Origin of the sequence: Salinisphaera sp. T5B8 (assembly GCF_040361255.1) — a bacterium.
Lineage (GTDB): Bacteria > Pseudomonadota > Gammaproteobacteria > Nevskiales > Salinisphaeraceae > Salinisphaera.
The window spans coordinates 122,161-146,118 of sequence record NZ_APNG01000009.1 but is presented as its reverse complement, the minus strand read 5'-3'; the positions used below and the strand labels follow the sequence as shown (position 1 = coordinate 146,118).

General features: G+C 62.7%; 20 protein-coding genes. 16 read left to right on the top strand and 4 right to left on the bottom strand.

Annotation, left to right across the window (positions count from 1 at the left end):
- Positions 1–17: 17 nt before the first annotated feature.
- The 9 genes from fabG to T5B8_RS10060 all read left to right on the top strand — a co-directional run bounded on the left by fabG (position 18) and on the right by T5B8_RS10060 (position 7,782).
- Positions 18–773, top strand: coding sequence for a 3-oxoacyl-ACP reductase FabG (fabG, locus tag T5B8_RS10100; RefSeq protein ID WP_353178406.1), 756 nt, complete (start codon positions 18–20; stop codon positions 771–773).
- Positions 774–899: 126 nt separating this feature from the next.
- Positions 900–1,139, top strand: a complete 240-nt coding sequence (gene acpP / locus T5B8_RS10095; RefSeq protein WP_006912784.1) for an acyl carrier protein — start codon at positions 900–902, stop codon at positions 1,137–1,139.
- Between the two features lie 98 nt (positions 1,140–1,237).
- Positions 1,238–2,479: a beta-ketoacyl-ACP synthase II gene (gene fabF, locus T5B8_RS10090; protein ID WP_353178405.1), complete on the top strand. Its 1,242-nt coding sequence runs from the start codon at positions 1,238–1,240 to the stop codon at positions 2,477–2,479.
- A gap of 64 nt (positions 2,480–2,543) precedes the next feature.
- Positions 2,544–3,908 (top strand): aminodeoxychorismate synthase component I, encoded by a 1,365-nt coding sequence (locus T5B8_RS10085; RefSeq protein WP_353178403.1) that lies wholly within the window; start codon positions 2,544–2,546, stop codon positions 3,906–3,908.
- Positions 3,901–4,752 carry an aminodeoxychorismate lyase gene (pabC, locus tag T5B8_RS10080; RefSeq protein WP_353178401.1) on the top strand — a complete coding sequence of 284 codons (852 nt, stop codon included), beginning with the start codon at positions 3,901–3,903 and terminating at the stop codon, positions 4,750–4,752. Before T5B8_RS10085 ends, pabC begins: the two co-directional genes overlap by 8 nt.
- A gap of 13 nt (positions 4,753–4,765) precedes the next feature.
- Positions 4,766–5,767 (top strand): endolytic transglycosylase MltG, encoded by a 1,002-nt coding sequence (gene mltG, locus T5B8_RS10075; protein WP_353178399.1) that lies wholly within the window; start codon positions 4,766–4,768, stop codon positions 5,765–5,767.
- The gene (gene tmk, locus T5B8_RS10070) at positions 5,764–6,399 is read left to right on the top strand and encodes a dTMP kinase (protein WP_353178397.1); all 636 of its coding nucleotides are present in this window, start codon (positions 5,764–5,766) and stop codon (positions 6,397–6,399) included. The genes mltG and tmk overlap by 4 nt, the downstream gene beginning before the upstream one ends.
- Complete coding sequence (holB, locus tag T5B8_RS10065) at positions 6,399–7,409, top strand: DNA polymerase III subunit delta' (protein ID WP_353178396.1); 1,011 nt, start codon at positions 6,399–6,401, stop codon at positions 7,407–7,409. Before tmk ends, holB begins: the two co-directional genes overlap by 1 nt.
- 4 nt (positions 7,410–7,413) lie before the next feature.
- Positions 7,414–7,782 carry a PilZ domain-containing protein gene (locus T5B8_RS10060; protein WP_353178394.1) on the top strand — a complete coding sequence of 123 codons (369 nt, stop codon included), beginning with the start codon at positions 7,414–7,416 and terminating at the stop codon, positions 7,780–7,782.
- A 41-nt stretch (positions 7,783–7,823) separates the two neighbouring features.
- Here the strand turns inward: T5B8_RS10060 and T5B8_RS10055 are convergent, their stop codons facing one another.
- Positions 7,824–8,525: a TetR/AcrR family transcriptional regulator gene (locus tag T5B8_RS10055; RefSeq protein ID WP_353178393.1), complete on the bottom strand. Its 702-nt coding sequence runs from the start codon at positions 8,523–8,525 to the stop codon at positions 7,824–7,826.
- 273 nt (positions 8,526–8,798) lie between these two features.
- On the opposite strand from T5B8_RS10055, the gene T5B8_RS10050 reads away from it, so the two are divergent.
- The 3 genes from T5B8_RS10050 (at position 8,799) to recQ (ending at position 13,781) form a co-directional block, all read left to right on the top strand.
- Positions 8,799–11,051, top strand: a complete 2,253-nt coding sequence (locus T5B8_RS10050) for an acyl-CoA dehydrogenase (protein WP_353178392.1) — start codon at positions 8,799–8,801, stop codon at positions 11,049–11,051.
- Between the two features lie 205 nt (positions 11,052–11,256).
- The gene (gene trhA, locus T5B8_RS10045) at positions 11,257–11,964 is read left to right on the top strand and encodes a PAQR family membrane homeostasis protein TrhA (protein ID WP_353178390.1); all 708 of its coding nucleotides are present in this window, start codon (positions 11,257–11,259) and stop codon (positions 11,962–11,964) included.
- A 2-nt stretch (positions 11,965–11,966) separates the two neighbouring features.
- A complete protein-coding gene (recQ, locus tag T5B8_RS10040) occupies positions 11,967–13,781 on the top strand; it encodes a DNA helicase RecQ (RefSeq protein ID WP_353178388.1) in 1,815 nt (604 codons plus the stop codon).
- A 34-nt stretch (positions 13,782–13,815) separates the two neighbouring features.
- Here recQ and T5B8_RS10035 read toward each other — a convergent pair whose 3' ends face one another.
- The 3 genes from T5B8_RS10035 to T5B8_RS10025 all read right to left on the bottom strand — a co-directional run bounded on the left by T5B8_RS10035 (position 13,816) and on the right by T5B8_RS10025 (position 18,190).
- Entirely contained in the window at positions 13,816–14,526 is a 711-nt protein-coding gene (locus T5B8_RS10035; protein WP_353178386.1) for a M15 family metallopeptidase, read from the bottom strand.
- A complete protein-coding gene (locus T5B8_RS10030; RefSeq protein WP_353178384.1) occupies positions 14,523–15,959 on the bottom strand; it encodes an APC family permease in 1,437 nt (478 codons plus the stop codon). The genes T5B8_RS10035 and T5B8_RS10030 overlap by 4 nt, the downstream gene beginning before the upstream one ends.
- A 212-nt stretch (positions 15,960–16,171) precedes the next feature.
- Complete coding sequence (locus tag T5B8_RS10025; RefSeq protein WP_353178452.1) at positions 16,172–18,190, bottom strand: oxidoreductase; 2,019 nt, start codon at positions 18,188–18,190, stop codon at positions 16,172–16,174.
- A gap of 158 nt (positions 18,191–18,348) precedes the next feature.
- Here T5B8_RS10025 and T5B8_RS10020 point away from each other — a divergent pair, with 158 nt between their 5' ends.
- The 4 genes from T5B8_RS10020 (at position 18,349) to T5B8_RS10005 (ending at position 23,956) form a co-directional block, all read left to right on the top strand.
- The gene (locus T5B8_RS10020) at positions 18,349–20,214 is read left to right on the top strand and encodes a sigma-54-dependent Fis family transcriptional regulator (protein WP_353178383.1); all 1,866 of its coding nucleotides are present in this window, start codon (positions 18,349–18,351) and stop codon (positions 20,212–20,214) included.
- 208 nt (positions 20,215–20,422) lie between these two features.
- Positions 20,423–21,199: an SDR family NAD(P)-dependent oxidoreductase gene (locus T5B8_RS10015; protein WP_353178382.1), complete on the top strand. Its 777-nt coding sequence runs from the start codon at positions 20,423–20,425 to the stop codon at positions 21,197–21,199.
- Between the two features lie 67 nt (positions 21,200–21,266).
- On the top strand, positions 21,267–23,072 hold the full coding sequence (locus T5B8_RS10010; RefSeq protein WP_353178380.1) for an NAD(P)-binding domain-containing protein: 1,806 nt from the start codon (positions 21,267–21,269) through the stop codon (positions 23,070–23,072).
- Between the two features lie 215 nt (positions 23,073–23,287).
- Positions 23,288–23,956, top strand: a complete 669-nt coding sequence (locus tag T5B8_RS10005; RefSeq protein ID WP_353178378.1) for a DNA-3-methyladenine glycosylase I — start codon at positions 23,288–23,290, stop codon at positions 23,954–23,956.
- Positions 23,957–23,958: the final 2 nt, after the last annotated feature.

The following is a 23,958-nucleotide window of genomic DNA, read 5'->3' as shown; positions in this document are numbered from 1 at the left end:
CGTAACAGGGGAGAGTCATGAGCAATGCCAATCTTGACGGCCGCATCGCGCTGGTCACGGGGGCTTCGCGTGGTATCGGTGCGGCGATTGCCGATCGACTGGCTGCCGACGGCGCGATCGTCATCGGCACCGCGACCACCGACGAGGGCGCGCAGCGTATCGACGCCCGCCTTGCTGACGCAGCTACCGCCGGTGCCGGGCGGCGCCTGGACGTGACCGACGAAGACGACGTGGCGGCCGTACTCAAGGAGGTCACCCAGACCTTTGGTGCGCCGACGATCGTGGTCAACAACGCCGCGATCACGCGCGATACGTTACTGATGCGCATGAAGGAATCGGATTGGCAAGGTGTGATCGATGCCGATCTGACCGGTGTTTTCCGGGTCACCAAGGCCGCGCTGCGCGGCATGATGAAGGCGCGCGGCGGGCGTATCGTCAACGTGGCGTCCGTGGTCGGGCTGATGGGCAATGCCGGTCAGACGAACTACAGCGCCGCCAAGGCAGGACTGCTCGGTTTCACCCGCTCGCTTGCACGCGAGGTCGGTTCGCGTCAGATTACGGTCAATGCCATCGCACCTGGCTTCATCGAAACTGACATGACCCGCGACCTGGACGACAAAACACGTGAAACGATGCTCGCGCAGATTCCGCTGCAGCGGCTGGGTAATGTCGACGACATCGCAGCGAGTGTCGCGTTCCTCGTGTCAGATGCTGCGGCGTACATCACCGGCGAGACGCTCAGCGTCAACGGCGGTTTATACATGGGAGCGTGAGTAACCTCCGTCGGGTCTTGCGAAAATCTGGCGAGGCCCACCCTTTTTCCCTAGAATGGCGCGCGGTTCGCGAGGGCGAATGCGTGCGCTAGACGCGTAAACCATAGTCAATCAGGAGAGAGTCCGATGAGTAGCGTGGAAGAACGAGTACAGAAGATCATTGCCGAACAGCTTTCGGTGAGCGAAGACCAGGTCACCTCGGAAGCGTCGTTCGTCGACGATCTGGGCGCGGACTCGCTGGATACGGTCGAGCTGGTCATGGCCCTCGAAGAAGAATTCGAGATCGACATCCCGGACGAGGAAGCCGAGAAGATCGTCAACGTCAAGGATGCCGTGGACTACATCAAGTCCCACGCCGAGGGCTGATCGCATTCCACGTGATCGACGGTGCGCGCGCCATAACGCCCGTCGAAACGACTGAATCCGCCGCCTTGAGCGGCGTCATGAGCAACTAGGGGGCTGTGTTGAGACAGCGTCGCGTAGTAGTCACTGGCCTGGGATTGATTTCCCCGGTCGGTCTGGATGTCGCATCGAGTTGGGCCGCGATCGTTGCCGGTCGCAGCGGTATCTCGACCATCGACAGTTTCGATGTGTCGGACTACCCGACGCGTTTCGGCGGCCCCATCCGCGACTTCGACGTGAGCGAGTACATGTCGAAGAAGGAAGCCAAGCGCTACGATCCGTTCGTGCACTATGGCGTCGCGGCTTCGGTGCAGGCCTTCAACGACAGTGGTCTCGAACTCGACGACGAGTACAACGACCGTGTCGGCGTGGCCGTGGGTTCGGGTATCGGCGGTATCGGCACGATTCTCAAGACCTGTGTCGGGTTCCATGAATCCGGCTACAGCGCGAAGAAGGTGTCGCCGTTCTTCATTCCCAGCAGTATTGCCAATATGGCGGCCGGCCAGGTCTCCATTCAGCTGAATCTGCATGGACCCAATATCGCTGCCGTATCGGCCTGTACGACCGGGGTGCATAACATCGGCCTGGCGGCCCGCCTGATCGCGGCGGGCGATGCCGATGCCATGCTGGCCGGCGGTTGCGAAATGGCGGTCAATCCGATCGGACTGGCGGGGTTCTGTGCGGCACGGGCATTGTCCAGCCGCAACGATGACCCGCAGGCGGCAAGCCGCCCGTGGGATGCCGATCGTGATGGCTTCGTGCTGTCTGATGGCGCGGGTGTCGTCATGCTCGAAGAGTACGAGCAGGCGAAAAAGCGCGGCGCCACGATTTATGGGGAGGTTGCCGGTTTCGGCATGAGTGGCGATGCCTATCACATCACCCAGCCCAGCGGCCGCGGGGCACGCCAGTGCATGGCCAATGCGTTGCACGATGCCGAGATGAATCCGGACGAACTGCAATACATCAACGCCCACGGCACCTCCACCAGTGTGGGCGACGTGGCCGAAAGCCAGTCGATCGAAGCCGTGCTGGGCGATGCCGCGAAGCGGGTCGCCGTGAGTTCGACCAAGTCGATGACCGGGCATATGCTCGGCGCGGCCGGCTCCGCGGAGGCGATTTTCACGTTGCTGGCCATACGCGACCAGGTCGCGCCGCCGACCATCAATCTGGATAACCCGGCCGAAGGCTGCAATCTCGATTATGTTCCGCACGAGGCGCGTTCGATGCGTATCGACGCGGCGCTATCGAATTCCTTCGGCTTTGGTGGCACCAACGGTTCGCTGATCTTCAAGCGCGTCGACTAGCGAAGCGCTGATCCATTCATACACGCGCGCGCTGGCATCGGCTGTGCGCGGCTGCGGTCGAGTCATGCGCGAGTACGTAGACGACGATCTGCATATCGTCGAAATTCCGGTCGAACAACCGCCGGATCTGGCCTGTCTGGCAGCACTCGAACCGGCGCGCTATCCGTTTCTGCTGGAAAGCAGTGCGGGCGCAACAGCCCAGAGCCGTTTCGATCTGTTGCTCGCTTTTCCAGGCGAGACGCGGATCGTGACTGCTTCCGATCTCACCCCCGATTTCTTTGCCGAACTCGACCGCATGGCAGCCGCCGCGCAGCGCGCCAGCGTGCCCGGGCTGCCCTTCGTGGGCGGCTGGTTCATCTATCTGGGCTACGAGATGGCGGCGCGTATCGAGCCCAGCCTGGCACTGCCGCAGATGCACGCGGGTGGTCTGCCGGATGCGATGGCCGTGCGTTGCCCGGCAGCTTTCATTCATGACAGGGCGACGCGCACGCTGTTTCTGGTTGCAGAACACCGTCACGCCGACGCGCTCGAGATCATGCGTGCCGATCTGGAACGAAGTCGCGGCGAACGGTTGGGCGGGGCAGCGCTGGTCGCCGACTGGCAGGAGCAGACGCCGCAGGCCTATCTGGATCAGGTTCGGCATGCGCGCGAGTTCATTCACGCCGGCGATGTGTTCCAGGCCAATCTGTCGCGTGCCTGGCACGGCTGCCTCGCGCAGGACACTGCGCCCGCACGCATTTATGGTGCGCTGCGCGCGGCCAATCCGGCCCCGTTTTCGGGGCTGGTGCAATACGGCGATACAGCGTTGATCTGTTCCTCGCCGGAACGCCTGGTTTCGATCGAGGCCGGGATTGCCCAGACGCGCCCGATCGCCGGTACGCGTATGCGCAGCGCGGGCACCGATGCCGGCATGACCCGCGAGCTGATCAGCCACCCCAAGGAGCGCGCGGAACACGTGATGCTCATCGACCTGGAGCGCAACGATCTCGGGCGTGTATGCCGCCCCGGTACGATCGCGGTGGACGAGCTCATGTGTATCGAATCCTATGCGCATGTGCATCACATCGTGTCCAATATTCGCGGCGAGCTGGCGCCGGGCATCGGCCCGGGCGCCACCCTGGCCGCGGTATTTCCCGGCGGCACGATCACGGGATGCCCGAAGGTGCGCTGCATGCAGATCATCGCCGAGCTGGAAAACGAAGCCCGTGGCGCCTATACCGGCAGCATCGGCTATCTCAGCCGTTGTGGCCGGCTGGACAGCAATATCGTGATTCGCTCGCTTACCCAGTCCGGGCGCGATCTGACCCTGCGTGCCGGCGCCGGTATCGTGGCCGATTCGATTGCCGACAAGGAACTCGAAGAAACACGAATCAAGGCACGCGGCGTATTGCGCAGCTTCGTCGATTCGACCGGTCGAGCGCATGGCTGAACACATACGGATCGACGGGCGCCACGCGGCCGAGCTACCCGCAGACGATCGTGGGCTGGCCTATGGCGACGGCGTTTTCCGGACCCTGCGTATCGAATCCGGCCAACCGATCGGCTGGGACGAACATTGGCGACGTCTTCAACACGACTGCGCCGCGTTGGATATCGCCACGCCGGGCGAAGCCGAGATACGGGCCGATATCCGGGCGCTGTTCGCAACGCGTAGCGACGGCGTATGCAAGGTCATGGTCACCCGCGGTAGTGGCGGGCGCGGCTATATGCCGCCCGTGCCCGCAGCACCACGGCGTATTGTCGTCGCCCATGCGCTGCCTGCGCATGCGAATGCCGAGCCTTTGGCGCTGGCGCGCTCGTCGATCGAATTGGCGGTACAGCCACGCCTGGCCGGTATCAAGCATCTGAACCGGCTCGAACAGGTACTCGCGCGCGGCGAATGTGATGCGCGCGGCGTGGCCGATACCTGGATGGCTGACAGTCAGGGCTTCATAATCGCCACGACCATGCGCAATCTGTTCTTCGTGGATGCCAATGGGTGCTGGTTGACCCCACGGCTGACGCGGGCAGGTATCATCGGGGCCACGCGCCAGCGTTTGTGGCGCGCGCTGGCCCAGGCAGGCCGCCCGGTGCGCGAAAACGATATACGCCTGTCGGCGTTGATTGATTGTCGCGCGGCGATCGCCTGCAACAGCGTCGGCGGTGCAGTGGCCGTGTCCCATTTCGAGGGCCGGGCGTTGCCGGACAGCCATGCCCAGGCGCAATACGCACAGCAATTGTTGCGTCAGCCCTCGGCGGGCAATACGGGTAGCGACGATCGCAAGTACAGATAAAAGGCAGGTAGCGGTGATTAAACGCGTTCTCTGGATTCTGATTGGCCTCGGGGTGCTGGCCTGTGCGGCGCTGGCCATCGATGCGACGCGGTTTTTCAACTCGCCGCTGCAGAACAGCGCGGGCAAACTGCTTACCGTGGATAGTGGCATGAGTTTCAATGCGATTGCCCGGCGGCTAGTCGCCCAGGACATCATCAAACGCCCGCGCGATGCGAAATACCTGTCGCTGTATGCGCGCTACGAGGGTGTAGCGGGCGATATCAAGGCCGGCGAATACGTGGTGCCGGCCCGACAGACGCCGGCGCATCTGCTCGAACTGTTGGTCTCCGGCAAGACACGCCAGTACCGGCTCACGCTGGTCGAAGGCTGGCGCTTTTCCGAGTTCCGCGAACGCATGGAAGCCAACGATGCGCTCGATCACAAGCTCACCGGCCTGAGCGATGCCGAGCTGATGGCCGCGATCGGCCATCCGGACGAGAATCCCGAAGGCCGGTTCATGCCGGATACCTATCTGTTTCCGCGCGGCATGACCGATATCGCCTTTCTCAAACGTGCCTACGATGCGATGCAGCGCTATCTCGATGCGCAGTGGGAAAAACGTGCTGACGATATCGCGGTCGACACCCCGTATGAGGCCTTGATCCTGGCCTCGATCGTGGAAAAGGAAACCGCGGTGCCCGAAGAACGGACACGCATTGCCGGCGTGTTCACCCGACGCCTGAAAAAAGGCATGCGCCTGCAGACCGACCCGACCGTCATCTACGGCATCGAGGATTACGACGGCAATATCCGCCGTGCCGATCTGCGCCGCGATACGCCGTACAACACCTACACCCGCGCGGGATTGCCGCCTACGCCGATTGCCATGCCCTCGCGGGCCGCCATCAAGGCGGCATTGCATCCCGCTGCGGGCAGCGCGCTGTATTTCGTCTCGCGTGGCGATGGCAGCCATGTGTTTTCGGATACGCTGGCCGAGCATAACCGCGCGGTCGACGAGTACCAGCGCGGCTCATGAGCGACAAGGCCACAACGACAAGCGGGCGGTTCATCACCTTCGAAGGCGGTGAGGGCGCCGGCAAGAGCACTCAGATCGGCGTTGTTGCCGACCGACTGCGCACGACCGGCCACGAGGTGGTCTGTACGCGCGAGCCCGGCGGCACCGCGCTGGGCGAGGCGATACGTGGCGTGTTGATGGGCGAATACGACACGCCCATGCCGCCAATGAGCGAATTGCTGCTGGTGTTCGCTGCCCGTGCCGCCCACCTGGCCGAAGTCATCGAACCGGCGCTTGCCCGCGGTGCCTGGGTACTCAGCGATCGTTTCACCGATGCCAGTTATGCCTATCAGGGCGCGGCCCGGGGCCTGGGCGATCATGCCGTGGCCACGCTGGAAGCCCTGGTCCAGGGCGAACGCCGCCCGGATCGCGTGCTGCTGTTCGACTTGCCGGTCGCCCAGGGCCTCGCGCGTGCCGGCAAACGCGGGCAGGGCAACCGTTTCGATCGCGAAACGCTGGTATTTCACGAGCGCGTTCGCAGTGCCTATCTCGCGCGGGCGCGCGCCCACCCCCAGCGTTATCGCGTGATCGATGCCGATGCCAGTCGCGATGTGGTTCAGGCCCGCATCGAACAGGCGTTGGCCGACCTGTGATGAGCACAGTCGATACCACGGCACTGGATATGCCGCCCTGGCATACGCCGGCGTGGGCGCATATGGCCCATGCGATCGCTGCCGATCGGGTCGCGCACGGCCTGCTGGTATGCGGACCGCCGGGTATTGGCAAGCGTGTGTTCGCCGACCGAATCGTGGCCGCCTTGCTTTGTCGTGAGCGCGACGCGCAGGGCGATGCCTGTGGCCGCTGTGCGGCCTGCCGGCAACGGATCGCGGGCACGCATCCCGATATCTCCCGGCTGGTGCCCGAAGAGCCGGGCAAGCTGATCAAGGTCGATCAGGTACGCGCGTTCTCGCAGCGGCTGCATCTGACGCCGCAGTACGACAGCGGCCGAATTGGCTGGATCGACCCGGCCGAGGATCTTTCGCCCAGCGCCGCGAACAGCCTGCTCAAAACCCTTGAGGAGCCGCCGCCGGCCTGTCATATCGTGCTCGTGACCGATCGGGTATCGGCTTTGATGCCCACGGTACGCAGTCGTTGCCAGCTCTGGCGACTGACGCCGCCCACGCCGACACAAGCGACCGAATGGCTGACCGCCAACGGCATGGACCCCGCAGGGCTCGATGCCGACAGTTTGCGTACGCCATTCGCCGCGCTCGCCCGCGACAGCCAGGATTATTCGGCGCTCGTGGACGGCTGGGATCGCACGCTCTCGGATGTCATTCGCAATCGCGAAGATGCGGCAAGCGCGGCCGAACGACTCGCCCGCGAGCCGGCAGACTTGCTGACCGACTGGCTATATCGCCGCGCGAGCGCCTTGCTGGCACAGTCATTGGCAGCTGCGGACGAGCCACAGGGCGAGGCGGGCAGCGTATTGCCAGCGCATCTGGCACGGGTGGCTACACGCATGGACCCCTACGCCTTCGAGCCGTGGTGCGCGGGCGTGGTCGAATCAGCCCGGCTGGCACGCAGCAACGCCGACTGGCAACTGGTGTTAGAGTCATTGTTGCTGGATCTCAAACGCTGTCTCAAGCGCAAGTCGAGTTAATTCAATGCCCGAGCAGAATCTCGCCACCCAGTCCGGAATCGTGCGGTTGGATATCACTGATCGCGCCGAGCTGTGCGCGGCGTATATGCCGTTCATCACCAATGGCGGGCTGTTCGTCAAACAGCAGTATCTGACCAACGCCTATTACGATATGGGCGCCGATGTGTTCTTGCTCATGCATCTGGTCGAGCAGAACGAGCGCCTGCCGGTCGCCGGCAAGGTGGTGTGGGTGACGCCGCGAAACAGCGGTACCGGACGCCCGGCGGGCATTGGTGTGCAGTTCGCGGCCCAGGATAACGGCGCGACGCAACAACGCCTGGAAACGCTGCTGGCCGGCATGCTCGAAAACCGGCGGACCAGCTATACCATGTAAGGCGCGTGGCGCCCGACCAGCGGTCGGCCGGGCGAAGCGGGTCAGCCAGCGACGCTGGCTTTTTCGCTGGGTTGCGCGCTCTGCGCGTAGCGTTCGCTGAGCTGCTCGGCCAGCACGGCTTCGCTGGCGATCGCGCGCCAGACCATGTTGAACATGGCCGGTGCCTTTTCGGCGAGCGGCTTCTTGCGACCACGCAAAAGCCACATCGCGACCATGCGATTGGCCACCCCCCAGATGAAATCCGAAATCTCGATCTCGTCGACTTCATTGGTGAGCACGCCGCGTTCGCGACCGTCGTTGATCACCCCCAGGAAAACCGACATCAGCGCGGGCTGGCGGAACGTGTCGTCGTCGCGCCATGTGCTCAGGTACACCGAACTGAGAATGATCTGGGCGACTTTGGGATTACGTTCGAAATAGTCGAACAGCACCCAGAAGACCTTGCGTAGCCGGTCCTCGAAGTTCTCGATGCCCTGCAGATGATCGATCATGCGGGTGGCCAGGTCGCCCAGCCACGTGTCCAGGCTGGCAAAGAGTACCGCCTCCTTGCTGCCGTAATACTTGTACAGCGTCTGCAGGCTGATACGGGCTTCGCGGGCGATGTTGATGAGCTTGACCCGATGAAACTCGCGCTCTGAGAACAGGTCGAGCGCGGCCGCCTCGATACGTGTGCGGGTCGCCGGATCCAGGCGGGCCAGGGTGCGTTCTCGCTCGTGGGTGGTTCGCGGATATCGATCGATCACGGTAATGGGTGTTACACGTCAGGTGAACAGCGACTGTAGCAAGCTCTTCGAATGCGCCCAAGTTTGGACAAGTGCCTGAAATAATTGCGGACAATTGAAATTGTTGGTCAGTAATTCGGGATTTCGGGTATTTCCTGAAAACCGCAAGGTAATAGAAATTATCTTTGTGCGCCGCAGCGACCGGGGGTATAGTCGTTTCAATACCGCGCGGCGAGTGCTCGTCGACGAGCGCCCAGCGTGTTGCCATTCAATGCATCGAGCCACGGAGATGCCATGTTTGCCACACTTCTTAAAAAGATCAACGACGCCAAACTGCTACCGAAAATTTCGGATACCGAGCGGCACGCGCTCGAAGCCGGATCGGTCTGGATCGACGGGGAGTTCTTTAGCGGTAATCCGGATTTCCAGGCGATCATGAAGGAAGCCTACCCCGGCTTGTCCGAGGAAGAGCAGGCGTTTCTGGACGGCCCGGTCGAAGAACTGCTGCACCGCGTCGATGGCTGGAAGCTGCGCGAGACGCGCCGTATTCCCGACGATATCTGGCAGTTCCTGCGCGACAAGGGCTTTTTCGGAATGATCATTCCGAAGGAGTACGGCGGCTCGGGGTTCTCCGTACTCGCCCGTAGCGCGGTCATGACCAAGACCTCGGGGCTGGGCCCGGTCGGTACGCTGATTGTCATTCCCAACACCCTGGGCGCGGCCGAGCTGCTGCTCGAGTACGGCACCCAGGAACAAAAGGATAAATACCTGCCCGGGCTGGCCAGCGGCGAGTACGTGCCGTGTTTCGGCCTGACCGAGCCCACGGCTGGCTCCGATGCCGCCTCGATCAAGGCCGAGGGCGTGGTCTTCAAGGACGACGACGGTCAGAACAAGATTCGACTGAATTTCTCCAAGCGCTATATCACCCTGGCGCCGATCGCCAATATCGTCAGCCTGGCCTGTTCGTTGCACGATCCGGACAACCTGCTCGGCAAGGGCGAGTTTCCGGGGATTACCGTGGTCATGCTCGAAAAAGGCATGGACGGACTGGAGCTGGGCGATCACCATCTGCCGATTGGTGCCTTCGACAATGGCCCGATCTACGGCACCGACGTGGTCGCGCCGGTAGAAAACATCATTGGTGGTGTCGACGGTGCGGGCCAGGGCTGGCGCATGCTCATGGAACAGCTCGGCGGCGGGCGCGCGGTATCGCTGCCGGCCAGTGGCGTGGCCCTGGCCAAGAGCAGCGCAGCCGCGGTCGGCCCCTATAGCATCGTGCGCGAGCAGTTCGGTATTCCGATCGGCCTCATGGAAGGCGTGGAAGCCAAGATCGCACGTATCGCCGCACTCACCTATACGCTGGAATCGGCGCGTGTGTATGTATGCGCGGGCGTCGACAACGGGAACCACCCGCCGGTGATTTCGGCCATTCTCAAGCAACAGACCACCGAGATCGGCCAGCAGCTGGTAACCGACGGCATGGACGTCATGGCCGGCGCGGGGGTCATGCAGGGCCCGAACAATATTCTCGGTGGCGGCTATACCAGTGCCCCGGTGAGTATCACCGTCGAAGGCGCGAATATTCTCACCCGTACGCTCATGATCTTCGGGCAGGGTGCGGTGCGCTGCCATCCCTTCGCCCTGGATACGCTCAATGCGGTACAGGCCGATGACGTACCCGCATTCCGCAAGGCGATCCTCGGCTGGACGGGCCATTCGGTTAAGAATTTCTTCCGCGGTATCGTGCGCGGCATCACCCGTGGCTGGACCGTACGCACGCCAGTCAACGACGAAACCGCGCAGTACTTCCGCAAGCTGGGCTGGGCGTCGAGCCGGTTCGCTTTCCTGACCGATCTGGCGATGTTTTTGATCGGCGGCAAACTCAAGCAGCGCGGCAAGATTTCCGGGCGCTTCTCCGATGCGCTGTCGTGGATGCTGTTTGGCGTGACCACGCTGCGTCGCTTCCAGGCCGAGGGCAGCCGCAAGGAAGATCTGCCGATCGTGCACTGGGCGCTGCGTTACAGCCTGCAGCAGGTGCAGCTGGCCTTCGAAGGCATCTACGCCAATTTCGATGTGCCGGTACTGGGCTGGATTCTGCGCTACCCGGGTCGCTTCTGGCTCAAGATCAACCCGCTGTCGACCGGCCCGCGCGACTCGATGGACCGGGCCGTGGCCGCCAGTATCCAGGCGCCGGGCGAGCAGTACCAGCGCGTGGCCGGCGGTATGGGCACGCCGCGCGACGACGAACCCGGCATGGGGCGTCTGCTCAATGCGTGGCGTCTGGTCAGTGCTGCACAGCAGCCGACGATGAAGGTTCGCAAGGCCCTGCATAAAAAGCAGATCAAGGCCGCGGATCTGGCCGAGGCCATCGATCCGGCTGTCGAGGCCGGGGTGATCACACAGGACGAGGCGGCCCAGATTCGCAAGGCCGAGGCCGCGCGCTACGAAGCCATCCAGGTGGATACGTTCTCGGCCGAGGACTATTACAAGGATGAAGTCTCGGACAATATCGAGCAGCCGCCGATGGCACGCGCGGCCAATCAGTAATCCGCGACCCACACTCCTGGCCGCGGGCCACGAAAAAGGCGCCTTCGGGCGCCTTTTTTTGTGTATGGCCGGGTGGCTATCTCGCGTTTGGAGCGTTTTACCCTGGGCGACCGCGATTACCGCCGGGCGTTCCAGCAGGCCGCTGCCGGGCGCGAGCGTGTTTTGGGTGCGGCAAATCGCATACGGGCGTGGCAGAATGCGCGCCATGAACGCGACCATCGATTCCCCGATTCCTCGTCGGGTCAATAGTGCCGGCTATACGCTCGGCGAAGAAATAGCCAACGCCATCACATCCGGCATCGGCACGGCGCTATCCATCGCCGGGCTGGTGGTGCTGGTCGTGTATGCGGCGCTCGAGGGCGACGTCTGGCACGTGGTCAGCGTGACCATCTTCGGCGTTGCGCTGATTCTTAGTCATCTGTCGTCGACGCTGTATCACGCCGTCCATCCGCCGCGCGCGAAAAATGTGCTCAAGGTGTTCGATCACCTGGCCATTTATATTCTCATTGCGGGCACCTATACGCCGTTCACATTGGTGAACCTGCGCGGGCTCTGGGGGTGGACGCTGTTCTTTTTGATCTGGTCGCTGGCGATCGGCGGGGTGGTGATCAAGCTCACGCGTCTGAACGACGTGAAATATCTGTCCACCGCGTTTTATGTAGCGATGGGCTGGACGGTGGTACTGGTCATCGGCCCGGTGATCGAGAACGTGGCCATGGGCGGGGTCTGGCTGCTGCTGGCCGGCGGTATTTCCTATACGGTCGGCGTGCTGTTCTATGCCTGGGACCGGATGCCGTACAACCACGCGATCTGGCATCTGTTCGTGATCGGCGGCAGCGTCTTTCACTTCTTTGCGGTGCTGTTCTACGTGATTCCGCTCGCGCCGTCGGCGGCCGCACTGCTGATGCGTTAACCGTGGGCGCCCGCGAGGCAACACCGCAGGGCGTACTGCAGTCGGTTTTCGGTTACGACGGCTTTCGCGGTCGTCAGGCCGAGATCATCGACGCGGTCTGCAAGGGCGAGGATGCGCTCGTACTCATGCCCACCGGCGGCGGCAAGTCGCTGTGCTATCAGATTCCGGCGCTGGTGCGCGATGGCGTGGCGATCGTCGTATCGCCGCTGATCGCGCTCATGGCCGATCAGGTCGCCGCCCTCGAACAACTGGGCGTACGCGCGGCCTATCTGAATTCCACGCTGGAATTTGCCGAGCAGCAGGCCATCGAACAGGCCATGCGCGCAAACAGCATCGATCTGGTCTATGTTGCGCCCGAGCGGCTCATGCAACCGCGCATGCTCGATCTCGTGGCCGACTGTCGAATCTCGCTGTTGGCGATCGACGAGGCCCATTGCGTATCCCAATGGGGCCACGATTTTCGCCCCGAGTATCGACAGCTGGCCGCGCTCGCGGACCGGTTTCCCGCGATACCGCGGATTGCACTGACCGCGACCGCCGATCTGCCCACCCGGGCGGAGATCATCGAACGTCTGCGCCTCGAGCATGCCCAGGTTTTCCTGCACAGCTTCGACCGGCCCAATATCCAGTACCGGGTGGCCGAACGCGGTAGCGCCAAACAGCAATTGCTGGATTTCATCGAACGCGAGCACGACGGCGAGGCCGGCATCGTCTATTGCCTGTCGCGGCGCAAGACCGAAGAAACCGCGGAATGGCTCAATGGCCGGGGCAAAACCGCGCTGGCCTATCACGCCGGCCTGCCTGCCCAGCTTCGCCAGACCCATCAGGCCCGGTTTCTGCGCGAAGAGGGCGTGATTGTGTGCGCGACGGTGGCGTTTGGCATGGGCATCGACAAGCCCGACGTGCGCTTTGTCGCGCATATTGATCTGCCGGCCAGTGTGGAAGCCTATTATCAGGAAACCGGGCGTGCCGGACGCGACGGCGCACCGGCCACGGCCTGGATGCTCTACGGCCTCAACGACACGGTGCAGCGCTCGCGCATGATCGAGCAGGGCAATGCACCGGAAGAACGCAAGCGCGTCGAGCGGGCCAAGCTCGATGCCATGCTGGCCTACTGCGAGCTCGCCAGCTGCCGCCGGGTAAACCTGCTTGGCTATTTCGGCGAACAGCGCGAACAGCCCTGCGGCAACTGCGATACCTGCCTGAACCCACCACAGACCTACGATGCCACCCGTCTGGCACGTATGGCGCTATCGGCGATCTATCGTACCGGCCAGCGCTTTGGCACCGGGTATGTGATCGATCATCTGCGCGGCGCGGCCAGCGATCGCGCGGTCGAACTCGGCCACGACAAGCTGTCGACCTTTGGCGTGGGTGCGGAGGTCGAAACCAAGCAGTGGCGCTCGATCATTCGGCAACTCATCGCCCTTGGTCATGTACGCGTCGATCCGGCCTATGGCGGGCTCGGTCTGGGGGGCAATTGCAAACCGCTGCTCAAGGGCGAAGAAACGCTCGAGCTGCGGGTCGATCGTAGCGGCAAGCGTAGCCGTACGCGCAGTCGGCTGAAAAAGGAACTACCGCCGATCGACATGGAGGACGAACCGCTCTGGGAAGCCCTGCGTGAGCTGCGTCTGCGTCTGGCCAAGGAGCAGGACGTGCCGCCCTATGTGATCTTTCACGACGCGACGCTGCGGGAAATGCTGGCACGACGGCCGACGACCACCGCCGAACTCGAAAATGTTCCCGGTATCGGCGAGAAGAAACGCGATGCCTACGGCCATGAATTCGTGGACGTCATCTGCGAATACGCGCGCTGAATCACCGCCAGCCTTGGCGCTGTATAACCTCGGATCAGGGTAACTCGCCCCAGCGAAAGGCCGGCTCGGTTGCGCCATAGATCGCATGCGGCTGGTCCTGAAAGGCAGCCCATAGCTGATCGCCGTAGCTGTAGTGCCACCATTCGCTGGGGATGTTGACGAAACCGGCACCGAGCATTGCGTGATAAAGCATCCGGCGGTTGTCGCGCCAGCGCGCGGCATGCTCGTCGTCGACCGTGGCCTGTTCGAACCAGGCTGTATGTGAAGCATCGGTCATGGCATCGAAATCGCTGCCCATATCCAGCAGACGCCCGTTTGGACCGGCAATCGACAGATCCACCGCGCCACCGGTCAGATGATACGGCGGGCTGTGTTCGAGATCGGGCATCGGCCGCGAGACGAATTCATCGATGTGCTCGAGCTCGCCGCCTTGTTCGAGTTCACAAGCAAAGCGCTCGAACAACCAGCGCTGCAGCGCAAGCGGACGCCATGCATCGAAGAGCACCAGACGGTGGCCGTGCGGCAAATTCGCGGCTGCGCTGAGCAGTCGCTCAAGCACGCTTTCCCGAACGAAGCATTCCGGTAGCGCGCCCGGCAGCCCTTCGAGGTGATAGCGCGGACGAACGAGCACCCGCTCCGGCGCAAGGCTGGCGGGGACCAATATCTCGCCATTGTCGACGATCGGCAGATGGCGAACATGGTCGGTATCGATCGCTTCGGTAATGGGAATCGGGCGTTGAATCATCGGTCGCGCGCTTTGTCGGTTTCGCGTGAATGTTCAGCGGGTGGCGTCTCGCCGACCAACGCATGCAGGGCCTCTTCATGGCGCATAGCACGCGGCGCGAGCCTATAGATGAGCCCGCCCAGCACGAGCCAGGCGAGGAGAATGAGATACTCGTGCGGCCATATCAGCGACATACCGGTGCCCGGCAGTAAGGTCGCAATGATGATCGCCGTAGCGGCCAGGGCACCGATTGCCGGCAGGAACAGCCAGCGCACCCGATAAGGAACTTTCGTATGCGGGCTCTGGCTACGGATGCGATAGAGGCTCGCCACGGCGAGCAGCCAGGCGAGCCCGATATAAATGCCGCCGGTATCGAGAAACCAGGTCAGGGCCGCTTCGCCCAGCCAGCCGAGCGCCAGCACGAGTACCAGCGTAAACAGCAGCGCCGCGTCGGGCGTGCCGCGTTTCACGTCGACCCGGGCAAAGACAGGCGGAAAGATGCCGGCCCGGGCGAGGGCAAGCATCACCCGCGAACTGGCCACGAACAGGGCGATAAAGCTTGTCAGCAACCCGAGCAGTGCGATGGCATAGGCGCCCCAGGACAGAAGCGGAAAACCGGCCATACGATAGGCGTCGATCGTGCCTTGTTCGAGCGTCGCCGTGCGCTGCCAGGGAATGATCCACGCCGAGGCGGTCAGCACCACGACATAGAAAGCGCCGGCAAGCACGACCGTGGTGACGACGGCAACGCCGATACGTCGCGGTGACAGATGGGCGTCTTCAGCGAGCATGCCGATCAGAGAGAATCCGGTCAGAAACGTCAGTGCCGGTAATACGAACCGCAGCGTATCCGCGATCGGCGCACCGTCGGCGGCATAGGCCGGCCAGAAATTCTCGACCTGCCCATGGCCGAAACCAGCGACCGTCAAGCCAAGGCCGATCAACAGCATGGCCACGAACAACAGAATCTGCACACTGCTACCCAATCGCAAACCGGCACGATTGATTGCATATACGGCGACGGCGAGTGCCGCACCGACGGCGAGAACCGGGGCGTATATCGTTTCGCCGGCCAGCGCGTAGAGCGCACCGGTTTCGATAGCGGGCAAGACCCGTGCGAGCAAACCGCCGGCGGCGGCGACGTAAAACGCCAGCGAGCTGATATAGGCGCCAATCAACAGCCAGCCGGCGACGAACGCCGTCGGCCGACCAAAGGCGACGAAGGCATAGACAATCTCGCCGCCAGCGCGCGGGTAGCGCGAAGCCAGTTCGGCGTAGGCCGAGGCGACACAGGCGGCCAGCACCGCGCCGATGATCAGCCCGAATATCTCGCCGCCCGCGCCGTAGGCAGCAAAGAACTCGCCGTTGGTGTAAATCCAGCTCGTGCCGAGCACGCCGGCTGCGCCCATGGCGATCAGTCCGAACATGCCCAGACTCTTGTTCAATTCATTCATCACGCCTGTCCGTAAGGGGTTACGCCGCGAGCTTGGCAACGCACCGTGCGCTCGTTCGACAGCCTACGCCGTAGAACACGTGCAGGCGCGACACGCGGACCGGGCGCGGTCCAGTCCAAACAGCATCAAGCGTGCCAAAGCGGGCGGACGCGGCCGCATCACCCGCTTTGACGCCGCCTTCACGCCGCTATGGCGCGGCGCTTAGCGCGAGGTCAGAGTCCCGCAGCCAGCTCGGCGGCTTCGCGTATGGCACGCTTGGCATCGAGTTCAGCGGCGAGCTTCGCGCCGCCGATGACATGCGTCTTGATGCCACGTGCGCCCAGCGTATCGGCCAGTTCGCGCCGGGTTTGCTGGCCGGCGCAGATCGCGATGGTGTCGACCGCGAGTACCTGGGTCTGCTCGTTCACGCGAATATGCAGGCCGGCGTCGTCGATGCGTTCGTAGCTCACGCCGCCCATCATATGAACGCCCTTGTGCTTGAGCGAGGCGCGATGGGCCCAGCCGCTGGTCTTGCCCAGCCCCTTGCCGGGTTTGGCATCGGTGCGCTGAAGCAACCACACTTCGCGCGGCGACGGCTCGGGGTGGGGCTCGGTCAGCCCGGCTTCATGGCTCAAGGTGGTATCCACGCCCCATTCGTCGAAGAACTTCTGTGCATCTTCGGCCGGCGACGGCCGGGTATGGGTGAGAAATTCGCTCACGTCGAAGCCGATACCGCCCGCGCCGATGACGGCCACACGGCGCCCGGCCTCCACGCGGCCGTTAATGATGTCGATATACGACGCCACGCTGGGGTGGTCGATTCCTTCGATTGCCGGGGTGCGTGGGTTGACGCCTGTGGCGATCACGATGTCGTCGAAACCCATCGCGACCAGATCGTCGGCGTCCACGAGCGTGTTCAGCCGCACATCCACGTCGAGCAATTCCAGCTTGCGCGCGTAGTAGCGCAGGGTTTCGTGGAATTCTTCCTTGCCCGGGATACGTTTGGCCATATTGAACTGGCCGCCGATTTCGCTGGCGCTATCGAACAGCGTCACGCGATGGCCACGTTCCGATAGCCGAGTTGCCGCTTCCAGGCCGGCAGGCCCGGCGCCGATCACGGCGATATCGCGCGATTTTTTCGCCGGCGGAAAATTGAGCTTGGTTTCGTGCCCGGCACGCGGATTGACCAGACAACTCGCACGCTTCCACTGGAACGTATGATCGAGACAGGCCTGGTTGCAGGCGATACAGGTATTGATTTCGTCGACGCGTGCGCTGGCCGCCTTGTTGACGAATTCCGGGTCGGCCAGGAACGGGCGGGCCATCGACACCATGTCCGCCGTGCCGTCGGCCAGCAGCGATTCGGCCACGTCCGGCATGTTGATACGGTTGGTCGTACACAGGGGCAGGGCGACTTCGCCCTTGAGTTCTTTCGTCACCCAGGCGAAGGCCGCCCGCGGTACACGCGTGACGATGGTGGGAATACGGGCTTCGTGCCAGCCAATGCCGGTATTGATGATTGTGGCCCCTGCGGCTTCCACCGCCTTGGCCAGCCGCACGATTTCCTCCCAACGCTGGCCATTTTCGACCAGATCCAGCATGGACAGGCGATAGATCAGGATGAAATCCGGGCCGACGGCCTTGCGAATACCCTCGACGATTTCCACCGCGATCCGTTGACGATTCTCGACGCTGCCGCCGTATTCGTCATCGCGATCGTTCACACGTTCCACGAGAAACTGGTTAATTAGATAGCCTTCCGAGCCCATCACCTCCACGCCGTCGTAGCCGGCCTCGCGCGCAAGCTCGGCACAACGAATATAGTCGCGGATGGTGTTTTTCACGCCCTGGGTGGTCAGGCGCCGCGGTTTGTAGGGCGTGATCGGCGATTTGCGATCCGAGGCGGAGACAATGAACGGGTGATAGCCATAACGGCCGGCATGCAGAATCTGCATGCAGATCTTGCCGCCTTCGGCATGGACGGCGCGTGTGATCTTGCGGTGCGGCCACACGTGCAGGCGATGCGACATCTGCCCTGCCATCGGCGATACCCAGCCCGCCACGTTCGGGGCGATACCGCCGGTGACGATCAAGCCCACGCCACCGGCCGCGCGTTCGGCGAAATAGGCGGCCAATTCGTCGTAATGCCAGAAAAAATCTTCCATGCCGGTATGCATGGAGCCCATCAGCACACGATTCTTGAGCTGGGTGAAGCCCAGATCCAGTGGCTCGAACAGGCGCGGGTAATCCATATTATTCACCGAGTTGATCGATACGACATCGCTGCCCGATTATAGCCACCCTGTATCGGTAACCGGGATCACCATGGCGAACGCCGTCCTTGCGCCGTTTGGACGATTGTCCGTCGCCGAGCGCTGTGTCACGGTCGCAGGCAACAGGAGAGTGCGGCATGATTTCAACAGAATCGCACGTCAAGGAGATCGAACGCGTCGCTGCCGGCGAACATAGCGGGCGCGACACGTCGGTGGTGCAATCCTGGCTGCGCTGCGTGAACGATTACAAGCTCGATCCCGCCGAGGCCCAGGACGCTTATATCGTGCCGCAGGCCATACTGCGCGAGCACCAGGAACAGGCCGAGTCGCTGATCCGTATCAGCCGCGCCGGCCTGGCCGCGCTCTACGATCAGATCGCGGCCGACGACTACGTGCTGTTGTTGTCCGATGCACGCGGCGTCGCCGTCGATTATCTGGGCAATCCGCGCCTCGACGACGAGTTGCGTCAGGCCGGGCTCTATCTCGGCGCCGAATGGTCGGAATCCCGCGCCGGCACCTGTGCGGTGGGCGCCTGTCTGGTCAGCCGCGAACCGGTGGTCATCCATCAGGACGATCATTTCGACAGTACGCATACGCGCCTGACCTGCACCGCGGCGCCGATTTTCAATACGCATGGCGGGCTGGCGGCGGTACTGGACATGTCGCAGTTGAGCTCGCCCGTGGCCAAGACCAGCCAACGCCTGGCCCTGCACCTGGCCAAGGCCACCGCACGCCGTATCGAGATGGCGAATCTGGTCGCGCGTACCGGCGACGATTGGGTATTGCGCCTGGCCCGTACGCCGGATTTTCTCGATACCGCCCCCGATGCCGCGTTGTCGCTCGACGGCGCGGGGCGCATTACCGGATTGACGCCGAGCGGGCTGGACGCATTGGCGCGTTCGCTCGGATTTGCCATCGATACGCCGCAGGCACTCATCGGCATGCCGATTTCCCGGCTGTTCGATATCGAGATCGACGATCTGCCCGCCTTCATGCGGGGCCAGCCGGCGGGTGAACGTCTGCTGCATGCCAACGGCGAGCCCTTGTTATTCGCCAGCGCGATATCACCCGCCCGACGCCCGGCGCCGAAAACGCTCGCGCCCCGTTCGACATCGCCCAACGCATTGGCAGCGATGCATCATGGTGATCCGGCCATGCAAACACTCGCCCGTAGTGCGACCAAGCTGGCGGCGCGGGGCATTCCCATGCTCATTCAGGGCGAAACCGGCAGTGGCAAGGAAATACTGGCGCGGGCCATTCATGACGAATACAACGACGGCGGTCGGTTTGTGGCGGTCAACTGTGCGGCCATTCCGGAACACCTGATCGAGTCCGAGCTATTCGGCTATGTCGCCAACGCTTTTACCGGCGCCGCGCGCAAGGGTCGTACCGGGCTGATCGAATCCGCCCAGGGTGGCACGCTGTTTCTGGACGAAATCGGCGATATGCCGCTGGCCCTGCAAACCCGGCTGCTGCGCGTGCTGTCGGAAAACGAGGTCGTACCGGTGGGCGGCGTCGAACCGCGCCCGGTCAAGCTGCGTGTGGTTTCGGCCACCCATCAGAGCCTGCGCGATCTGGTCGAGGCGGGGCGCTTTCGCGAGGATCTGTATTACCGCTTGAATGCGGCAACATTGTCATTACCTGCACTGCGAGAGCGCCAGGATTTCGATGCCTTGCTCGCCCACATGCTCGGCGAGATCGGTGCGTGCTACGGCGAGTGCTATCGGCTGACGCCCGATGCGGCGCGGCGGCTGGCGCGCTATGACTGGCCGGGCAACCTGCGCGAACTGCGCAATGCGCTCGAGGTGGCATCGGCGCTCACCGACGATGGGGTGATTGCAACACGCCATCTGCCCGAAGCGATTATCCGGCCCGGCGCTACGCCGGATATCCAGGCCCAGCTTGCCGAGTGCGACGGCAACGTATCCGAGTTGGCCCGGCGTCTGGGTGTCGATCGTTCGACCGTGCATCGCCGCCTCAAGCGCTTGCGCGCGGCGCGCTAGCGCCGACACAACCCGGCCTCGCTCGGCCGCACACCGCCGCATTGCCACACCTGTGGCGCCAAGCGTTGCATGGACTGTGTCATCTCCCTGCGGAAATACGGCATAAGCCCGTTGAAACAACGGCTTGCGTAACCGGCACAGGTTTTGCTCCTGCCCGTATTGAAGCCGTCCTACGAACGGCGATAACCACAACGTGAAAGGAGAACACATGCAGTTTGAAAACCGTGTCGCCCTGATCACGGGCGGCGGGCGTGGCATTGGCCAGGCCGTGGCACTGGCCTTCGCGCAGGCCGGGGCGGATGTTGCCGTCGCCGATGTCGATGTCGCAATCGCCCAGGAGACTGCCGATCTGGTAAAGCGCGCCGGACGGCGTAGTACCGCGATCGGCGTGGATGTACGCGATGTCGACTCGGTGGGTGCGATGGTCGCCACGGCCGAACAGGCGCTCGGCGATATCGACATCGCGGTCAACAACGCCGGCGTGATCAGCATCAAGGGCATCGCCGAGCTCGATGTCGAAGACTGGGATCAGATCATGGCTGTCAACGCCCGGGGCGTGTTTCTGTCGACCCAGGCCGAATTGGCCGTCATGCGCCCGCGCCGCTTCGGACGCATCATCAATATGGCCTCTATCGCCGGCAAGGTCGGGTTTCCCGATCTGTCTCATTATTCGGCATCCAAATTCGCGGTGATCGGGTTCACGAACGCGGTGGCCAAGGAGGTCGCCGCCGAGGGCATCACCGTGAATGCCCTGTGTCCCGGCATTGTCGGTACCGGCATGTGGCGCGGCGAAGAGGGGCTGTCCGGGCGCTGGCGCCAGCCCGGTGAAAGCGAAGAGCAGTCCTGGGAGCGCCACCAGAAAACCCTGCTGCCACAGGGCGTGGCACAAACGCCCGAAGACATGGGGCAAATGGCCGTCTATCTGGCCAGCGCCGAACACGTAACCGGTCAGGCGATCGCTGTGGATGGCGGTTTTTCGCTCTAGCCAGGCGACAAAAAATCACAACAAGGGCACGACAGCCCATATATCGCGATAGATAAGGAGGAGCTATATGCTCGATACCACCGTGGCCGCCGAGGCCAATACCGTACTCAATCGTCTTGACGAAGCGCTCATCCAGCACGATATCGACGCCGTGCTGGCGTTGTTCGCCAGCGAATGCTACTGGCGCGACATGCTTACGTTTACCTGGAATATCAAGACGGCCGAGGGCAAGTCCGGCATTCGAGACATGCTCGAAAGCTGTCTGGACCAGGCCCAGCCGCACGACTGGTCGCTCGATGAACGCGAAGTCGTGACCCAGACCGACGACGGCGTGATCGAAGCGTGGATCGTATTCGAAACGGCCGTTGCCCGCGGCTCCGGGTTCATGCGCATCAAGGACGGGCATATCTGGACGTTGCTGACCACCATGACCGAACTCAAAGGCTACGAGGAGCCGATGGGCGACAGCCGCCCACTCGGAGCCAAGCATGGCGATGACCAGGGCAAACCCACCTGGAAGGAAGAGCGCGAGCAGGAGTTGGCATCGCTGGGCATCGATACGCAGCCCTACGTGCTGATCATCGGCGGCGGGCAGGGTGGCATCGCCCTGGGCGCGCGTTTGCGCCAACTCGGCGTGCCCGCACTGATTATCGAGAAGAACGAACGCCCCGGGGATTCATGGCGCAAGCGCTACAAGTCGCTGTGTCTGCATGATCCGGTCTGGTACGACCATCTGCCCTACATCAAATTCCCACGCAACTGGCCGGTGTTCGCGCCGAAGGACAAGATCGGTGACTGGCTGGAAATGTATGCCAAGGTCATGGAGCTCAACTACTGGGGGGCGACCGAGGCGCGCCAGGCCAGCTACGACGAATCCACAGGCCGCTGGACCGTGGTGGTCGATCGCGACGGCGAACAGATCACCCTCGAACCGCGCCACTTGGTGCTGGCCACCGGGATGTCGGCCAAGCCCAATGTCCCCACGATCGAAGGACAGGAGCGCTTCGAAGGCATTCAGCAGCATTCATCCGAGCATCCCGGTCCGGACGGCATGGAGGGCAAGAAAGTCGCGGTGATCGGCTCGAACAACTCTGCCCACGACATCTGTGCCGCGCTGGCGGAAAACGGTGTCGACGTGACCATGATCCAGCGTTCGTCGACCCATATTTCCCGGTCCGAATCGCTGATGAAATATGCCCTGGGGCCGCTGTATTCGGAGGAGGCGCTCGCCAACGGCATAACCACCGAAAAAGCGGACATGCTGTTTGCCTCCATTCCCTACGCGCTGCTGGCGGACTTCCAGAAACCGCTGTTCGACGAGATCCGCCGGGTGGATGCCGATTTCTATGCAAAACTCGAAAAGGCCGGTTTCATGCTCGATTTCGGCCCGGACGACTCGGGCCTGTTCATGAAATACCTGCGTCGAGCCTCGGGTTACTACATTGACGTGGGCGCATCGCAAATGATCATCGACGGCCGTATCAAGCTCGAAAGCGGGGCCGAAGTGGCCCGCCTGACCAAAAACAGCGTTGAACTCGAAGACGGGCGCGACATTCCCGCCGATGTCGTCATCTATGCCACCGGCTACGGGTCGATGAACGGCTGGGCTGCCGATCTGATCTCCCAGGCGGTTGCCGACAAGGTCGGCAAGGTCTGGGGGCTGGGTTCGGATACGCCCAAGGACCCGGGCCCGTGGGAAGGCGAACAACGCAACATGTGGAAGCCAACCCAGCAAGAAGCACTATGGTTTCATGGAGGTAACCTAGCCCAGTCAAGGTTTTATTCGCACTTTCTCGCCTTGCAGCTCAAGGCGCGCATGGAAGGGCTGAATACGCCGGTGTACGGGCAGCAGTCGGTACACCATCTCAGCTAGAAATCACTTCAAGTCGAATCGACGGGGGCTGTTGGCCCCCGTTTTTTTTGGCGCAGCGAAGATCTAGCGCCCGACGCGCGCCGTGCCGGCCCGTACTTATACGACGCGGCTAAGCCCTCGAATCGCCAGTGCGAAATCTTTCAATACCGAAGGTTAGCGTGATTACGCTGCGTCTGGGTTAAACTTGGCCGAATTATCGACCTGATTGTATTCCCATGACCGAATTCTCGGTTATAGAGCAACGAGCCCGCGAACGCGTGGGTGGCGCCGATGCACTCGAATCGCGCCTGATTCGCCCCGAGCCGCCGGAATCGCTGGCCATGATCGGCGATGATCGCTATCTGTCCGTAATGAACCGCCGTATTTTTCGTGCCGGTTTGACGCATCGGCTCGTGGATGCGCGCTGGCCAGCGTTCGAGATCGCATTCGACGATTTCGACCCCGCCCGCGTTGCGGCGATGGACGATACCCAATTACAGCGGTTAACCCGCGATGAAACCCTCATTCGTCATCGCAAGAAGATCTTCGCGGTCCGCGATAACGCGATCGCCATGCAAAAGATCATCGACGAATTCGGCAGTTTCGGCGTGTGGCTGGCGGACTGGGACGAAGACGAAACCGTGGAACTGTGGCAAACGCTACGTCAGCGGTTCACCCAACTCGGCGGCAATTCGGCACCCGCATTCCTGCGTATGTGCGGCAAGGATACCTTCCTGCTCACCGACTGGGTCCTGCGTGCGTTGGCGTATTGGGACGCCTATACCGGCCGTGCTACCAGCCGTGCCGCGCTTAGCGAAATTCAGACAGTCTTTGATCGCTGGCAACAGGCGTCGGAACGCCCGTTATGCCAAGTGAGTCAAATTCTCGCGTTATCAATCGATTGAGA